The organism is Herbiconiux sp. VKM Ac-1786 (assembly GCF_015350805.1).
Classification (GTDB): Bacteria; Actinomycetota; Actinomycetes; order Actinomycetales; family Microbacteriaceae; genus Herbiconiux.
In genome coordinates, this window is sequence record NZ_JADKSG010000001.1 from 225,287 (window position 1) to 242,546 (window position 17,260).

At 73.7% G+C, this 17,260-nt stretch carries 10 protein-coding genes; 5 read left to right on the forward strand and 5 right to left on the reverse strand.

Annotation, left to right across the window (positions count from 1 at the left end):
- Positions 1-51 precede the first annotated feature (51 nt).
- Positions 52-873 carry a 16S rRNA (cytidine(1402)-2'-O)-methyltransferase gene (rsmI, locus tag ITJ64_RS01070; RefSeq protein WP_194678918.1) on the reverse strand — a complete coding sequence of 274 codons (822 nt, stop codon included), beginning with the start codon at positions 871-873 and terminating at the stop codon, positions 52-54.
- Positions 874-930: 57 nt separating this feature from the next.
- Between rsmI and ITJ64_RS01075 the strand changes: the two genes are divergently transcribed.
- The 3 genes from ITJ64_RS01075 (at position 931) to ITJ64_RS01085 (ending at position 7,275) form a co-directional block, all read left to right on the forward strand.
- On the forward strand, positions 931-2,625 hold the full coding sequence (locus ITJ64_RS01075; protein ID WP_370544980.1) for a dolichyl-phosphate-mannose--protein mannosyltransferase: 1,695 nt from the start codon (positions 931-933) through the stop codon (positions 2,623-2,625).
- A gap of 1 nt (position 2,626) precedes the next feature.
- Positions 2,627-3,673 (forward strand): YeiH family protein, encoded by a 1,047-nt coding sequence (locus ITJ64_RS01080; protein ID WP_194678919.1) that lies wholly within the window; start codon positions 2,627-2,629, stop codon positions 3,671-3,673.
- A 188-nt stretch (positions 3,674-3,861) separates the two neighbouring features.
- Complete coding sequence (locus ITJ64_RS01085) at positions 3,862-7,275, forward strand: BTAD domain-containing putative transcriptional regulator (protein WP_194678920.1); 3,414 nt, start codon at positions 3,862-3,864, stop codon at positions 7,273-7,275.
- 17 nt (positions 7,276-7,292) lie between these two features.
- Here ITJ64_RS01085 and ITJ64_RS01090 read toward each other — a convergent pair whose 3' ends face one another.
- The 4 genes from ITJ64_RS01090 to ITJ64_RS19220 all read right to left on the reverse strand — a co-directional run bounded on the left by ITJ64_RS01090 (position 7,293) and on the right by ITJ64_RS19220 (position 12,205).
- Positions 7,293-8,108 (reverse strand): ABC transporter permease, encoded by an 816-nt coding sequence (locus tag ITJ64_RS01090; protein ID WP_194678921.1) that lies wholly within the window; start codon positions 8,106-8,108, stop codon positions 7,293-7,295.
- A gap of 8 nt (positions 8,109-8,116) precedes the next feature.
- On the reverse strand, positions 8,117-9,151 hold the full coding sequence (locus ITJ64_RS01095; protein WP_194678922.1) for an ATP-binding cassette domain-containing protein: 1,035 nt from the start codon (positions 9,149-9,151) through the stop codon (positions 8,117-8,119).
- 214 nt (positions 9,152-9,365) lie between these two features.
- Positions 9,366-11,336, reverse strand: a complete 1,971-nt coding sequence (locus tag ITJ64_RS01100; protein WP_194678923.1) for a thioredoxin domain-containing protein — start codon at positions 11,334-11,336, stop codon at positions 9,366-9,368.
- A gap of 113 nt (positions 11,337-11,449) precedes the next feature.
- Positions 11,450-12,205, reverse strand: a complete 756-nt coding sequence (locus ITJ64_RS19220) for a DUF1684 domain-containing protein (protein WP_194678924.1) — start codon at positions 12,203-12,205, stop codon at positions 11,450-11,452.
- Between the two features lie 119 nt (positions 12,206-12,324).
- On the opposite strand from ITJ64_RS19220, the gene ITJ64_RS01110 reads away from it, so the two are divergent.
- Both ITJ64_RS01110 and hrpA read left to right on the forward strand, forming a co-directional pair.
- Complete coding sequence (locus ITJ64_RS01110; protein ID WP_194678925.1) at positions 12,325-13,131, forward strand: alpha/beta fold hydrolase; 807 nt, start codon at positions 12,325-12,327, stop codon at positions 13,129-13,131.
- A gap of 49 nt (positions 13,132-13,180) precedes the next feature.
- Entirely contained in the window at positions 13,181-17,197 is a 4,017-nt protein-coding gene (gene hrpA, locus ITJ64_RS01115) for an ATP-dependent RNA helicase HrpA (protein ID WP_194678926.1), read from the forward strand.
- The last annotated feature ends 63 nt before the right edge of the window (positions 17,198-17,260 follow it).

Sequence of the window (17,260 nt, forward strand, 5' to 3'; positions counted from 1 at the left end):
CTGCCTACCCCGTCCGTCCTCGCCCCGCACGGGGGTGGACGGGCACGCGCGTCAGGGCCGCTTCGCCGCCAGCGCCGCCTCGTAGAGGTCGCGGCGCGACAGCCCGGTCGCCTCGGCGACCGCGACGGTCGCCTCTTTCAGCCGCGTGCCCGACGCGACGAGCGACTGCACCTCGGCGAGCGCCGTCGGCAGATCGGCGGCGAGCGCCGGCGCCCCCGCCACGACGATCACGATCTCGCCCTTCACCCCACCGGCCGCCCAGGTGACCAGCTCGGCGGCGGTGCCCCGGCGTGCCTCCTCGTAGAGCTTCGTCAGCTCGCGCACCACGGCCACCCGGCGGTCGTCGCCGAGCACCGAGGCGAGGTCGGTCAGCGACTCGGCGAGGCGGTTCGGGGACTCGAAGAACACCATCGTCCGGGGCTCGCGGGCGAGCATCCTGAACGTGCTGAGACGGTCGCCGCGCTTGCGGGGCAGGAAGCCCTCGAAGGTGAAGCGGTCGGTCGGCAGCCCCGAGAGGGCGAGGGCGGTGACGACCGCCGACGGCCCGGGGATGACGGTGACCGGCACGTCGGCGGCGATCGCGGCCGAGACGAGCAGGTAGCCGGGGTCGGAGACGGTGGGCATCCCCGCGTCGGAGAGCAGCACGAGTTCGCCGTCGCGGGCGAGCTCGACGAGCGACGCCGCCTTCTCGCGCTCGTTGTGCTCGTGCAGCGGCAGCAGGCGCGGACGGTTCTCGATGCCGAGGCCGCGCAGCAGCTTGACGGTGACGCGCGTGTCCTCGGCGGCGATCACCTCGGCCGACTCGAGCAGCTCGACGAGCCGGGCCGAGGCGTCCTTGAGGTTGCCGATGGGCGTGGCGGCGAGGATGAGCATGCCCCCAGTCTCCCAGCCTGCACGGCGCACCCGGGTCGCCACCGTTAGCATTGCCCGGTGAGCACCGAGGAGCCGACGACCGCGCCGTCCCCGCCCCCCGACGCGCACGAGGCTCAGGATGCTCGCGCCGCAGCCGACGCGCCGGCCGCAGCCGTGGCCACCGCCGCCGACACTACCGACGCCCCCGCCGAGCCCGCGCTCCCCGTCCGCACCGGATCCCGCCTCGACGACTGGTGGCTCCGCCTCCTGGCCACCCCCGCCCGCGAGCGCGCCTGGCGCTGGGGCGGCCCGATCGCAGTCACCCTGCTCGCCGCCGTGCTGCGTCTGGTGAACCTCGGCCATCCGCACAGCCTCGTCTTCGACGAGACCTTCTACGTCAAGGATGCCTGGGCCACCTGGAACCTCGGCTACGAGGCCACCTGGCCGGCCGACGCCGACACGCGGTTCAACGCCGGCGAGACCGACATCTTCCAGACGATGGGCTCGTTCGCCGTGCATCCGCCCCTCGGCAAGTGGATCATCGGCGCCGGCATGGAGCTCTTCGGCCCCGGCGACTCGACGGGGTGGCGCATCTCGGTGGCGGTGGCGGGCATCCTGCTGGTGCTGCTGACGACGCTGATCGCGGTGAAGCTGACCCGCTCGACGCTGCTCGGCGTGATCGCCGGGTTCCTGCTGGCGATCGACGGGCACGCGATCGTGATGAGCCGGGTGGGCATCCTCGACGGGCTGTCGTCGCTGTTCCTGCTGCTCGGCTTCGGAGCGGTGCTGCTCGACCGGGCCTGGCACGAGCGCAGGCTGGCCGCGGCGCTGAATGGGAAAGAGAATGCCACCTGGGGCCCCGCGATCTGGTGGCGCCCCTGGGTGCTCGCCGCGGCGGTCGCGTTCGGCGCCGCCTCCTCGGTGAAGTGGAGCGGCCTCTATTTCCTCGCCGCGTTCGGCGTCTACCTGATCGTCGTCGACGCCCTCGCCCGCCGCCGGCTCGGCCTGCCGTTCTGGTTCAGCGCCGCGGTGCTGAAGCAGGGCCCGGTCACGGCGATCCTGCTCGTGCCGCTCGCCGTCGTCACCTACCTCACCACCTGGATCGGCTGGTTCGCCACCACCGGCGGCATGTACCGCACCTGGGCCCAGACCTCGGGCGGCGAATGGACCGGCGCCCTCAGCTGGGTGCCGCTGGCCGTGCAGAACTTCTGGCACCTCGAGGTGGCGATCTACCAGTACCACGTGGGCGAGAACTCGCCCCACCCCTACGCGGCGAACCCGCTGACCTGGCTCTTCCTGATCCGGCCGACGCAGATGTACGTGGCGCAGGTCGACGACTCCGTCTGCGGCGGAACCACCTGCTACGAGAACATCACCTCGATCGCCAACCCGATCATCTGGTGGTGCGCGACGGCCGCTCTGTTCTACCTCGTGTACCGCCTGGTGCGCCGCCGCGAGTGGCAGGTCGGGCTGGTGCTGATGGGAATGGTCGCCGGCTACCTGCCGTGGCTGATGTACACGGGCCGCACGGTGTTCCAGTTCTACACGATCGCGTTCGAGCCCTACATGATCCTCGGGCTGACGATGGTGATCGGGCTGGCGCTCGGTTCGCGGGCCGATCCACGCCCGCAGCGCACCCGGGCACTGGCGATCGTCGGGGCGTTCCTCGTGATCTGCGTGCTGGTGAGCGCGTGGTTCTACCCGGTGTGGGTCGGGATGCCCGTGCCCGCCTGGTTCCTCAGCCTGCACTACTGGCTGCCGAGCTGGCGCTGACATGAGCGCGCCGCCCGCCGGTCGGGCGCCCGACCTGCTTCGACGGGTGCTGCCTGGCATCCTGGTCGCCGCCGCCGCGGCGCTCGTCGCCCTCGCGCTACACCTCGCACTGCCCGCCGTGCCGCTGCTCACGATCGCGGTCGTGCTCGGGATCGTCGTGGGCCAGCTCCCGCCCGCCCAGCGACTGCTCGACGGCGTGCTGAAGCCCGGCCTCGGCCTGTCGTCGCGGCGCCTGCTGCGCATCGGCATCGTGCTGCTCGGCCTCAAGCTCAGCCTCGTCGACATCGCGGCGCTCGGCTGGCCCACAGTGCTCGCGATCGTCGCGATCGTGCTCATCACCTTCGTCGCCACCTTCGGTCTCGGCCGCCTGCTCCGGCTGCCGGGCCACCAGCCCGTGCTGATCGCCGCGGGCTTCTCGATCTGCGGCGCCTCGGCGATCGGCGCCATCAGCGCGGTCACCCGCAGCGACGAGGAGGAGACCGCCACCCCCGTCGCCCTCGTCACCCTCTGCGGCACGCTCGCGATCGCGGTGCTCCCGGTGCTCCGCTTCCCGCTCGGCCTCTCCCCCGAGCAGTTCGGACTCTGGGTCGGTCTCAGCGTGCACGACGTCGGCCAGGTCGTCGCCACCGCCCAGATCGCGGGCCCCACGGCGCTCGCCGTCGCCGTCGTCGTGAAGCTCACGCGGGTGCTGACGCTGGCACCCATGGTCGCCGGTGTCTCCCTCGTGACGAGACGAGCGGATGCCCGCGCCGCCGTCACCCCGGCCGCCCGCCCCGCGCTCGTGCCGCTGTTCGTCGCGGGTTTCCTCGCGGCGGTGCTGGTGCGCACCCTCCTGCTGCCGCTGGTCGCGGCACCCGTGGCGACCACACTGCTGGACGTCGCCGACGTCGCGCAGAACGCCCTCTTCGCGGTGGCGCTGTTCGCGCTCGGCACGAGCATCCGCTTCGCGCGCCTGGCCCGCACCGGCTGGCGCGCGCTCATCGTGGGGCTGGCATCGTGGGCGCTGATCGCGGCGCTCTCGCTCGGCGCGGTCGCGCTGCTCACCTGACCGCCGCGGTCGCGCTGCTCACCTGACCGTCGGCGCTCGTGCTGCCCGTCGGATGCCCCACCGGGCGTCGGTACGGGAGGAGAATCGCGGCGATGGCGCTCCCCGGAGGATATGGCCGCCATTCTCCTCCCGTGCCGACGTGCTGCGGGGCGCGGCAGGCGTGGTGGCGGGGAAAGTAGGCTGTGCGCGTGAGCGATCGGGGTGCAGCGGCGGTCGTGGGGGTGCTCGGGCCGGTGGCCGTGGGGCGCGGCGGGGTGTGGGTCGAGCCGTCGGGGCGCCGGGCCAAGGCGGTGCTCGTGGTGCTGGCGCTCGCCGCCGGGCGGGCCGTGGGCGTCGAGGCGCTGATCGACGAGGTGTGGGGCGACGAGCCGCCGCGATCCGCGCGGGGGGCACTGCAGGCGCTGGTGTCGCGGCTGCGATCCGCGTTCGGTGACGGCGTGATCGAGTCGACCGCGTCGGGATACCGGCTGGGGGTCGGCACCGACCTCGGCGAAGCGCGAGCCGAGGCGGCGCGGGCAGCGCAGGCCCTGGCGGGAGGCGCCCCCGAGGACGCGGCCCGGATAGCCTGCGAGGCCGCCGCGCTGTGGCGCGGCACTTCGGGCGCCGACCTCGATCCGGGCGAGCTCGCCGATGCACTCGCGAGCGCTGCCGACGAGGTGGCCGCGGCCCTGGATTCGACCGCCGCGGCCGCCGCGCTCGCCCTCGGCCTCGCCGCCGACGCCGAGGCCGCCGCTCGCAGGCTCGCCGCCCGGGCGCCCTTCGACGACCACGCCCAGCTCCTCCTGATGAGGGCGCTCGACAGGCAGGGCCGCGGAACGGAGGCGGTCGCCGCCTTCGCGCAGTATCGCGAACGGGTGCAGGACGCCTTCGGAACCAGCCCCTCGCCCGAGCTCCAGGCCCTGAACCTCGAGCTGCTCGACCGCGCGGAGCAGCCCCCGGCCGCGGCGACGGCCACGCCGGCGTCTGCGGCGGCATCGGCGACGGACGCGCCCGGCACCGCCGCACCGTTCGCCCGGGGCATCCGGGCGGCGCCCAACGCCTTGGTGGGACGCGAGGACGCGGTGCAGGCCGTGCTCGCGCTACTGCAGCAGGCGCGCGTGACGACGATCCTCGGGCCGGGCGGGCTCGGCAAGACGCGGCTGGCGCACGAGGTGGCGGCAAGGTCCGTCGGGGCGTTCGGCGCGGTCGTCGTCGTGGAGCTCGCGAGCGTGCGCAGCGCCGAGGACGTCGTGTTCGCGCTGGCGTCGGCCCTGGGCATCCGGGAGCTCGGCACCTCACGGCGGATGGGCGACCAGCGGGTGCGCGCCGACCTCCGCATGCGCATCCTGGACCGGCTGGCCGAGCGCCGCACGCTGCTCGTCGTCGACAACTGCGAGCACCTGATCGACGCGGCCGCCGGCTGGGTGGCCGAGCTGACCGCCGAGCTGCCCGCCCTGACCGTGCTGACGACGAGCCGCACGCCGCTCAGCATCTCGAGCGAGCGCGTGTACGCACTGCAGCCGCTCGGGGCTTCCGGCACCGATCAGCCCGAGGCCGATCCCGCCGTGCAGCTCTTCCTCGATCGTGCCACCGCCGCCCGCCCCGACGCCGCCCTCGACCCCGCCACCGTCGCGCGGCTCTGCGAGCGACTCGACGGGCTGCCGCTGGCGATCGAGCTGGCGGCGGCGCGCATCCGCTCGCTGTCGCTCGACGAGATCGAACGCCGGCTCGGCAACCGCTTCGCCCTGCTGACGGGCAGCGACCGCACGGCCCCCGAGCGGCACCGCACGCTGCTCGCCGTGATCGAGTGGAGCTGGAACCTGCTCGGCGCCGACGAGCAGCGCGCCCTCGCCCGGCTCTCGGAGTTCGCCGACGGCTTCAGCGGCGACGCGGCCCGCGCGGTCGTCGGGCCGGGCGTCGACGACGCGCTCGACGGGCTCGTGGCGCAGTCGCTCGTCGTGCTGAGCGAGCCGGCGGTCGCTGACATCGACGCGGCGGGCGGGGTCGCGGGCAGGGCTGCAGGCGGTGCGGTGGTCGGGGCTGTCGGCGGGGCCGCAGGCGGCGGCGCTGGGGCCGGGGCGGCAGGCGGCGGCACGGCCGGCGGGCTGCGGTTCCGGATGCTCGAGACCGTCCGTGAGTTCGGACGGCTGCAGCTCGAGCGCGGTGCGCTCCGGGCCGAGGTGCAGGACGCCCTGTTCGCCTGGGCCGACGCCTTCGGCGAGCGCCTGCTGCCCCGGCTGAACGGGAGCGGACAGGTGGCGGCGCTCCGCGAGGTCGCCGCCGAGGAGGACAACCTCATCGACGTGCTGCGCCGCGCGGTCGACGCCGGTCGTCCCGACGTCGTGGTGTCGGTGTTCGCGCTGCTGGCCTGGTACTGGTCGTTGCGCGGGACGCACTCCGAGGTGCTGGCGTTCGCCGCGCCGGTGTTCGAGAGCGTGCGCCGCTACGATCCGACGGCGGAGCGCGCGGGGAGCACCGTGCTGTCGCTGATCCTGATCGCCGTGACGCAGCTGGTGGGGCAGCAGCGGGCGGCGTACCGGGTGCTGTCTCGGGTGCGCCGGGTGCTGGCCGCGCATCCGGTGACCGAGCCGCGACTGGCCGCCATGGCGGAGATCGCCCTGGCGATCGGCGACGCCGCTCGCCTGGAGGCCGCCATCGACCGCGCCCGCTCCTCGGCCGACCGGCCGACCGCCCTGATCGGCAGCCTCGTCGCGAGCCTCGCGGCCGAGAACGCGGGCCGGTACCCCGAGGCGATCACGACGGCGCGACGGGCCGCGTCGCTCGCCGACTCGCTCGGCGACACCTGGGGTGCGGGCATGGCGGCGCAGATGCTCGCCCAGCTGCACAGCCAGAACGCCGAGCCCGCCGAGGCGCTGCGCTGGGCCGTGCGCGCCCGGACGAGCATGAGCGCCGTCGGCGCGAGCGACGACGTGCGGCAGCTCGAGTGGGTGATCGCGGCGAACGACATCGGCGTGGGCGCGCTCGACGAGGCCGCCGTGCTGTTCGAGCGACTGGCCGCCGATCCCGGGCGGGCCGACGGCGTCGACGTCGCGTCGATCGGCCGGGCCGGACTCGCCGAGGTGCTGCGCGCCCGCGGCCTCGTCGAGCAGGCGGCCGAGGAGAACCGGAGGGCGCTCGCGAGCTTCGACGTGCCGCGCGGGCGGTCGTCGCCCTGGTTCCGGTTGGCGCTGTCGAGCGTGCTCGGCGCCCTCGTCGTCGACGGCACGGGAACCGTCGAGGAGCAGCGCCGGATGGCGCGGCGCCTGCGCTCGCGCACCCTCGCGAGCCTGCGGCCGGCGGGCGTGTACGTCGACCGTCCCGTGCTCGGTGCCTCGCTCGTGGGGCTCGCGGCGTGGGCGGCCGGAGTCGGGTCCCTGGGCGCGTCGCTCGCGCTCGAGCTGCTGGCGCTCGCCGAGACGATGGGGGCGCGCCAGGACAACCCGGGCCTGCACATCGCGCCGATGGTGGCGCGCTTCGCGGCACTGGTGGGTGAGGACGCGGTGGCGTCGGCCCGGGCATCCGCTGCCCTGCTCGGGCACGACGAGCGGCCCGGGCGTGCGGCGGAACTGCTGCGCGCACCCGGGCCGTGGTCGTGGGCCTGGACGGACCAGGCCGAGGTCTGAGCGTCTGGCCTCTGGCCTCAGGCCTTCTTCATGTAGGCGCGCACCGTGAGGGGCGCGAAGATCGCGACGATGATCGCGGCGCCGAGCAGCGAGATCCAGGCGTCGGAGGTGAACGTCGCGGTGTTGGCCAGGTCGCGCACCGCCGTCACGAGGTGCGACACCGGGTTCACGTTCACGAACCACTGCAGCACGGGCGGCAGGGTGTCGACCGGCACGAAGGCGTTCGAGAGGAACGTCAGCGGGAACAGCACGAGGAACGAGATGCCCTGCACGCTGGCGGCGCTGCGGGCGATGACGCCGAAGAACGCGAAGATCCAGCTGATGGCCCAGGAGCAGGCGATCACGAGTAGGCCGGCCACGACCACCGCGCCGAGCCCGCCGCCCGGGCGGTAGCCCATGATGAAGCCCATCACGAAGGTCAGCGTGGTGGCGATCGCGTAGCGCACGGTGTCGGCCAGCAGCGCGCCGGCGAGCGGGGCGATGCGGGCGATCGGCAGGGACTTGAAGCGGTCGAACACGCCCTTGTCCATGTCCTCGCGCAGCTGCACGCCGGTGACGACGCTGGTGGTGATGACCGTCTGCACGAGGATGCCCGGGATCAGCAGCGGCAGGTAGTCGGCGACGCTGCCCGCGATCGCCCCGCCGAAGATGTAGGTGAACATCAGCGTGAAGATGATCGGTTGCACGGTGACGTCGATCAGCTGCTCGGGCGTGCGGCGGATCTTGATCAGGCCCCGGCCCGCCATGCTGAGCGAGTTGCGCAGGGTCTGGGCGATCGTGACGTGGTTCTTGAGGGTGCGCTGGGCACCGGGGGTGATGGTGAGGGTGCTCATGCTCGCGCTCATCGGGTGGTCTCCAGTTCGGGGGTGGTTCCGGATGCGGGGGTCGGGTTCTCGGCGCCGGTCGCGCCGCCGCTCGGCTCGTCGTCGCCGGCCGTGTGGCCCGTCAGGGCGAGGAAGACCTCGTCGAGGGTGGGCTGCTGCACCGCGAGCTCCTCGACGGCGATGCCGTCGGCGCGCAGGCGGATGAGCAGGTCGGTGATCGAGTCGGGGTCGCTCATCGGCGCGGTGATGCGCCCCGCCTCCGGGGTGAGCATCGCCTCGACGCCGAGCACGTCGAGCACCGCGTGCCGCGCCCGCTCGAGCGCCGCCGGGTCGGCCAGGCGCAGCAGCAGGGAGGCGCTGCCGACGCTCGCCTTCAGCTCCCCCGCCGTACCCTCGGCGACGACGATCCCGCGGTCGATCACCGCGATGCGGTCGGCGAGCTGATCGGCCTCGTCGAGGTACTGGGTGGTGAGCAGCACGGTGGATCCGGTCGAGACCAGGCGTCGGATCGTGTCCCACATCTGGGCGCGGGTGCGCGGGTCGAGACCGGTGGTCGGCTCGTCGAGGAAGATCAGCGGCGGCTGCGAGATCAGGCTCGCCGCCAGGTCGAGGCGCCGACGCATGCCGCCCGAGAACTTCTTCAGGGGGCGCTTCGCGGCTTCGGTGAGGCCGAACTCCTCGAGCAGCTCGGTGGACTTCCGCCGCGCATCCGCTCGGCTGAGCCCGTTGAGGCGGGAGAAGAGCACGAGGTTCTCGGTGGCGGAGAGGGTCTCGTCGACGCTCGCGTACTGACCGGTGACGCCGATCAGCTGGCGCACGATCTGGGGTTCGCGGCGGATGTCGTGGCCGAACACGGTGGCCTCGCCGCCGTCGGGCTTCAGCAGGGTGGCGAGCATGCGGATGGTGGTGGTCTTGCCGGCGCCGTTCGGGCCGAGCACGCCGTACACGGTTCCCGTGCGCACGCTCAGGTCGACGCCGTCGACCGCGCGGTTGTCGCCGAAGACCTTGACGAGGCCGTGGGCCTCGACGGCCCAGTCGGAGGAGTACGTCATGGGGCGTCCTTTCGTAGTGGATGCCCCTACCCTCGCCGGGCGCGCTGACGCGGCGCCGACGTGGCGCTGACGTGCGCTTACACGCGCGCGCGCGCTCGCTCGCTCGCTTACGTCGGTGCCGGGTTGCCGCGGCGGGCGGGTGCGGTACGGGAGGAGAATCCGGGCCTTGGCCCTGTGGGGGGCTCGAAGGGCGGATTCTCCTCCCGTACCGACGTCAGTCGCGGGCGAGGGCCGCCGGGTCGGTGACCGGGAGGCGGCAGACGAAGTCGCGGCAGAGGTAGGCCGTCGGGAGGCCGTCGCGCGTGGCGCGGTCGGCGAAGAGCTCGAAGCCGGAGGCGGCGAGGAGCTGCGCCTGCTCGTCGGTCGCCCGGGCGACGACAGCGCCGCGCCACGTGCGGACGCGGGCGGCGAGGGCGTCGGGTGAGGGCGTGCGGTCGGGGGCGTCGGGGGCGGGGGTGCGGTCGAGGGGGTCGGACGGGGCGGGGGTGACGAGCACGAGCTGCTCGGCGGGGCGGGAGAGCCGGGTGAGGAGGTCGAGGGTGGCGCCGAAGGCGATGGGCTGCGCGACGGCGTCCGCCGCCAGGGGCGCGACCGCGCGGAGGGCCGCGGCGCGGTAGCGCGCGTCCGCGGTGAGGGCGTGCAGGAGGAGCGCCGCGGAGGCGGCGGCGGAGTTGCCCGAGGGGTAGGCGCCCTCCGAGGGGTCCAGTTCGCTCGCCAGGCCCTGGGCCCCGAGCACGGGATCGCCCCCGCCGGGGACGGCGAACACGGGGGTGGTGGGGTCCTCGGCCAGGACGGCATCCACGAGCATCCGGCCCGCTGTCGCGTAGCGCGTGGAACCGGTGGTGGCGGCGAGGCGGAGGAGGCCCTCGGCGAGCATGCCGTAGTCCTCGAGGGTGGCGACCGCCGTGGACGCGCGGCCGTCGATCGAGGCACGGAGGAGGCGCGGCGGCTCCCCGGCGGGCGAGGTGACGTGCGCCTCGAGCAGGTGGTCGGCCGCGTGCTGGGCGGACAGGGCGAACTCGGGACGGTCGAACACGAAGGCGGCCTGGGCGAGGGCGCCGATGGCGAGGCCGTTCCAGCCGGTGAGCACCTTCTCGTCGAGGGCGGGCGGGGTCTGACGGGCGCGGGCCTCGGCGTCGAGCGCGTAGTAGCCGCCCTCGACGCGGTGGCCGTCGACGGTGCTCTCGGAGTCCTGGGCCGAGGCGAATCCGCCGGACTGCAGCTGCATCACCTCGATGAGGAAGCCGGCGACCCCGAGTGCGGCGTCGCGCGCCCAGAGCTCGTGCGGGGCAGACGCCCACGCCGCGGTGAGGGCGTCGAGCAGGAGGGCGTTGTCGTAGAGCATCCGCTCGTAGTGGGGCTCGCTCCAGTCGCGCTTCGTCGCGTAGCGGAAGAAGCCGCCCTCGACGGGGTCGCGGAGCGGCGACGCGGTCATCGCGCGGAGGGTGCGCAGCGCGAGAGCCGCGGCGCCTGTGGCCGTGTCGCCGGAACCAGCCCCCACCTCGAGCAGGAAGCGGAGCACCGGCGCCACGGGGAACTTGGGCGCGCCGCCGAAGCCGCCGTGCTGAGCATCCTCGTACTGACCGAGCTCGGCGACGACGGCCGCGAGCTGCTCGGCCGAGACCGCGCCCGCGCCCGCGTCGGCGCCCCCGACCGCCACCGCCCCCCGCCCGCGCAGCCGCTCCTGCCCCTCGGCGAGCATCGCGGCGAGCCCCGCGGCCGAGCGCTCGACCTCGGCGCGGCGGGTGGTCCAGGCGTCGTCGACCGCGGCGAGCACCTGCGAGAACGCCGGATGCCCGTCCACCGGCACCGGCGGCGAATACGTCCCGGCGTGGAACGCCTGCCCCGTCGGCGTGACGAACACGTTCAGCGGCCACCCCAGGTTCTGGGTGAACGCCCCGGCCGCGGCGAGGTACGCCGAGTCGACCTCCGGATGCTCCTCCCGGTCGACCTTGACCGCCACGAACCGCTCGTTCAGGTACGCGGCGAGCGCCGGGTCGCTGAAGCTCTCGCGCGCCATGACGTGGCACCAGTGGCACGTCGAGTACCCGATCGACACCAGCACGGGCACGTCCCGCTCGCGGGCGGCGGCGAACGCCTCCTCGCCCCACGGGTACCAGTCGACCGGATTGTCGGCGTGCGAGCGCAGGTACGGGCTGATCGCGTCCCCGAGTCGGTTCGTCATGCCTCCACCCTCGCACCGCCCGGCCGACGCCACCACGGGGCAGGGCCCGATCGACTTGCCACTTTCCGCCCCAAAATCGCCGTTTCAGGGCGGATTTCGGCAACTCGATCGGGTCAGTGGCGGGCCACCTGCTTCTCGCCCGCGCGCACGGGCAGCGCGAGGCGGTTCTGGGCGGGCGGGAGGGGGCAGACGTAGAAGTCGGCGAACGCGCAAGGCGGCAGGTAGGCGCGGTTGAAGTCGACCTCGATCGGGCCGGCGCCGCCATCCGCCCGCAGCTTGAGGAAGCGGAAGCGGTAGCTCTCGGTGCCGCTCGTCGCGTCGGCGAACACGACCTGCATGCCGGTGCGGGGCCCGGTCGCGACCAGCGCCACCTCGTCGCCGCCGATCGTGACCGTCACGGTGCCCGCCAGCGCGCTCGTCTCGGTGTAGCCGTCGATCTCCTCGACGTCGATCGTCGCGCCCTCGTCGGCCGGCTCGAAGCGCCCCGCCAGAACCCATGCCTCATCGGGCATGTACGAGTCGATGCCGGCGACGGATGCCCGGCTGCCCGCCCCCGCGTCGAGAACCCGCAGCGCCACCTCGTCGTCGCGGCGGAAGTGCCGCAGCACGAGCGACCCCACGAGGACCTCACCGCCCTCCTCGATCGTCAGGTCGTCGCCGACGATGTCGCCGTCCTCGACGCGCCAGGTGCCGTCGAGTCCCTCGATGGCGACAGGCTCCGCGCCGGGGGTGAGCCAGTGCGTCCCGACGAGCGCGGCGATGCCGTGCGGAGCCGTGACGAGCCGCAGTCGCGCCTCGTGCCAGGACGCGAGTGCCTGCTCGAACTCGGAGGGGAAGGAGGCGGGGCGGTCGGCGTTCGGGTCGGTCACCCGTCGAGCCTACGTCGGGCGGTGGACCCGGGGGCCGGGATGCCCGAGACTGGAGCCGTCGCGGCAGCGCCGCCGCGCATCCGGAGCCGGCCCGCGGGGCCGAGACGTTGGAGGCCGCCATGACCGAGTTCACCCAGAGCAGCACGGGCGACACCGTCGCGTTCGACCGCTACGGCGACGGCAGCGGCCCGACGGTCGTGTTCATCGCCGGCGCGGGGCCGTACCGCGCGGGCGACGCCGTCACGACCGAGACGGCGCAGCTCGCGGCCGCCGACGGGCTCACGACGCTCGTGTTCGACCGGCTGGGGCGCGGCGAGAGCGCCGCCGAGGGCGTGCTCGACCTCGACCGCGAGCTCGAGGCCGTGCGGGCGGCGATCGCGGCGGCCACCGGGTCGGAAGACGGGCGCGCCGTGCTCGTCGGCCACTCCTCCGGCTGCTCGATCGCCCTCGCCGCGACGGTGCGCGGCCTGCCGGTGAGCGGGCTGGTGCTCTGGGAGGCGCCGCTCAGCGAATCCGCCGCCGACACCGCCGAGTGGAGCGACGGCTTCGAGGCGCTGCTCGACGCGGGCGAGGACGAGCGGGCGAAGGAGCACTACATGCGGGACATGCCGCCCGAGTTCCTGGCGGGCGCGAAGGCCTCGCCCGCATGGCCCGCGATCGTGGCCAACGCGCGCACCGAGCGGGCCGACGGGCAGTCGATGAAGTGGGCGAACGCGGCGCTCGAGGGCGACGGCTTCCCCGGGATCGACGTGCCGGTGCTCGCGGTGTACGGCACCCAGACGTTCCCGCAGATGCCGCTCGCGGCCGCCCGCATCGTCGCCGCGATCCCGGGCGCGCGGGAGAAGACGGTCGAGGGCGCGATGCACTCGTGGCAGCCGGCCGCGATGGCCGCCGAGCTCGTGACCTTCGCCCGCGCGCTCGCCTGACGGGCCGGGCGGCCCCACCCACCCCCCGCGGCGGTACGATGGAGGGCTCATGTCTGCCGCCCCCCTGCGCATCGTCTTCCCCCCCGAGCTGCCCGTCAGCCAGAAGCGGGAAGATATCGCGCGTGCCATCGAGGCCCACCAGGTCGTGATCGTCGCCGGCGAGACCGGATCGGGCAAGACCACCCAGCTCCCCAAGATCTGCCTCGAGCTCGGCCGCGAGAACATCGGCCACACCCAGCCCCGCCGCCTCGCCGCCCGCACGATCGCCGAGCGCATCGCCGAGGAGCTCGGCCAGGAGGTCGGCGGGCTCGTCGGCTACCAGGTGCGCTTCACCGACCGCGCGAGCAAGGAGACGCGCGTCAAGCTGATGACCGACGGCATCCTGCTGAACGAGATGAACCACGACCGGCTGCTCAGCCGCTACGACACGATCATCATCGACGAGGCCCACGAGCGCAGCCTCAACATCGACTTCCTGCTCGGCTACCTCAAGCAGCTGCTCCCCCGGCGACCCGACCTCAAGCTCATCATCACGAGCGCCACGATCGACCCCGAGAGCTTCGCCCGCCACTTCGCCGAGCCCGACGGCACGCCGGCCCCCATCGTCGAGGTCTCGGGCCGCACCTTCCCGGTCGAGGTGCGCTACCGCCCGCTGGCTCCGGATGCCCCCGCCGACGACCCGGCCGACGACGACTACGACGAGACCGACGCCGACGAGGGCGCAGCCCCCGAGCGCCCCCGCGCGACCCCCAAGCCCCGAGCCGGACGGGGCGACGACCGCCCCTCCGAACCCAAAGACCTCTTCGAGGCCATCGGCGACGCCCTCGACGAGCTGGCCCGCGAGAAGCCGGGCGACGTGCTCGTCTTCCTCAGCGGCGAGAACGAGATCCGCGACGCCGAGGAGGCCCTCCGCGGGAAGTTCGCCGCGACCGGTGGGGCCGGCCAGACCGAGGTGCTGCCGCTGTACGGGCGGTTGAGCGCCGCCGAGCAGCACCGGGTGTTCCAGAGGAGCAGCACCCCGGGCATCCGTCGCCGTGTCGTGCTGGCCACGAACGTCGCCGAGACGAGCCTCACGGTGCCGGGCATCAAGTACGTGATCGATGCCGGAACCGCGCGCATCAGCCGCTACTCGGTGCGCTCGAAGGTGCAGCGGCTGCCGATCGAGCCGATCTCGCAGGCCAGCGCGAACCAGCGCTCGGGGCGGAGCGGGCGCACGAGCGACGGGATCGCGATCCGGCTGTACTCCGAAGAGGACTACACGCGGCGCCCCGAGTTTACCGACCCGGAGATCCTGCGCACGAACCTCGCGGCGGTCATCCTGCAGATGATCTCGCTGGGGCTGGGCGACATCGCGTCGTTCCCGTTCCTGCAGCCGCCCGACTCGCGGGGTGTGAAGGACGGCCTCGATCTGCTCGCCGAGCTCGGCGCGACGCGTGCGGGCAAGGCCGGTGAGCAGCCGCGACTGTCGGCGATCGGCCGCGACCTCGCCCGCCTGCCGATCGAGCCGCGGTTCGCCCGCATGGTCGTCGAGTCCAAGCGCACCAACACGAGCCGCGAGGTGCTGGCGATCGTCGCGGGCCTCACGATCCAGGACCCGCGCGAGCGCCCCCTCGAGAAGCGCGGCCGCGCCGACGAGCTGCATGCCCGCTTCGCCGACCAGACCAGCGACTTCCTCACCCTGCTGAACCTCTGGAACTACCTCGAGGAGAAGCAGCGCGAGCTCGGTTCGAGCGCGTTCCGGCGCCTCTGCAAGGCCGAGTTCCTGAACTACCTGCGCATCCGCGAATGGCAGGACGTCTACCGCCAGCTGCGCCAGCTCGCCAAGCCCCTCGGGCTCGAGATCGGCGAGCCGAGCGTGAACCCCGACGGCATCCACCGCTCGATCCTCTCGGGCCTCCTCAGCCAGATCGGCCTGCGCGACCAGGTCAAGCGCGACTACCTCGGCGCCCGCCAGACCCGGTTCTCGATCTTCCCCGGATCGACGCTGGCGAAGAAGCAGCCCGCGGCCGTGATGAGCGCCGAGCTCGTCGAGACCAGCCGCCTGTTCGCGCGGATGAACGCCGCCATCGACCCCGGCTGGGCCGAGGCGATGGCGGGCGACCTCGTGAAGCGCAGCTACTCCGAGCCGCACTGGGAGAAGAAGCAGGGCGCCGCCGTCGCCTACGAGCGCGTCACCCTGTTCGGCGTGCCGATCGTCGTGCACCGCCGCGTGCAGTTCGCCCGGATCGACCCCGAGTACGCCCGCGAGCTCTTCATCCGGCACGCGCTCGTCGAGGGCGAGTGGGAGTCGCAGCAGGCCTTCGACCGCGCCAACCGGGCCTTCCGCCGCGACCTCGAGCAGCTCGAGGAGCGCAGCCGTCGTCGCGACATCCTGCTCGACGACGAGGCCGTGTTCGAGTTCTACCAGGCCCGCATCCCGCGCGACGTCGTCTCGCAGCGCAGCTTCGAGGGCTGGTGGAAGAAGGCCCGCCACGACGACCCCGAGCTGCTCACGATGACCGTCGAGACGCTGCTGCCCGAGGGTGCGCCCGACGTCGACGAGAGCGAGTTCCCGGCCGAGTGGCAGCAGGGCGACCAGCGGCTGGCGCTGTCGTACCGCTTCGAGCCGGGCGCCGCCGACGACGGCGTGACGGCCACCGTGCCGCTCGCACTGCTGCCGCGGTTGAAGCCCGAGGGCTTCGAGGCGCAGGTGCCGGGGCTGCGGCGCGATCTCGTGACCGCGCTCATCCGCTCGATGCCGAAGCGGCTGCGCGTGAACTTCGTGCCCGCCACCGACTGGGCCGGGCGGCTGCTCGACGAACTCGGCGACCTGGGCGCCGACGCGGGAGACGACTTCCCCGCCCGCCTCGCCGCCCTCATGTCGAAGCTCGCCCACACCCCGGTCACGGCCGCCGACTTCGACCGGGCGAAGCTCCCCGAGCACCTCCGCGTCACCTTCCGCGTGGTCGACGAGCGCGGACGCACCGTCGGCGCCTCCAAAGACCTCGTCGAGCTCCAGAGCACCCTCTCCGACGCGGCCCGCGCCTCGATCTCGCGCGCGGTGCGCCAGGTTCCGGATGCCCGTCCCGCCCGCACCTCGCGCGGCGACGCACCGGGCTCCGTCGAGGGCGTCCGACGCGGCGCGGGCCCCGACGCCGTCGCGGCCGCGAGCGGCCCCGCAGCACCGACCTCGGCCGGCGATGCCGCCGGCGCCTTCCGCGAGCGGTCGCAGCTCACCTCCTGGTCGTTCGGAACTCTCCCCCACCACGTCGACACCCGCCAGCACGGCGGCGTCATCCGCGCCTATCCGGCCCTCGTCGACGAGAAGACGGGCGTCGCCCTCCGCCTGATGGCGACCCCTGAGGAGCAGGCCCGGGAGACGCCCGCGGGCATCCGGCGCCTGCTGCTGCTCGCCGTGCCGAGCCCGGCCTCCTACGTGCGGGAGCACCTCACCCAGAACGAGAAGCTGCTGCTCGCGACGAGCCCGTACCAGAACGTCAACGCGCTCTTCGACGACGCGATGACGGCGTGCGCCGACGAGGCACTGACCGCACTGCACCCAGACGGTCTCGTCTGGACGGAGGAGGAGTTCGACGCGGTGCGCGACCGCCTCTCGAAGGCCGTGCTCCCGCTGCTGGATCAGACCGTCGCCACCGTCGTGCGCATCCTGGGCGGCGTGCGCGACGTGGAGAAGGCGATCAAGTCGGTGACGAGCATGGCGCTGCTGCCGGCCATCGCCGACGCCCGCGAGCAGCTGGCCGCCCTCGTGCGCCCCGGCTTCGTCTCGGCGACCGGCCTCGCCCGGCTCGGACACCTGCCCCGCTACCTCGCGGCGATCGTCTACCGGCTCGAGATGCTGCCCGACAACCCGGCCCGCGACCGCGCCTGGATGACCGAGGTGCAGACCGCGACGGCGCGTCTGATGGACGCCGGCGGCCGCATCCCCCTGGCGCCGCACTCGCCGCCCCACCTCGTGCGGGCCCGCTGGCTGATCGAGGAGCTCCGCGTCGGCCTCTTCGCCCAGCCGCTCGGCACCGTGGAGCCCGCCTCGCTGCAACGCGTCACGAAGCTCCTCGCGGCGCAGTAGCCGAGCATCCGCTCTCTCTGTTCACGACCCGGCCCACCCTGTGACCAGGATGGGAATGTAGGC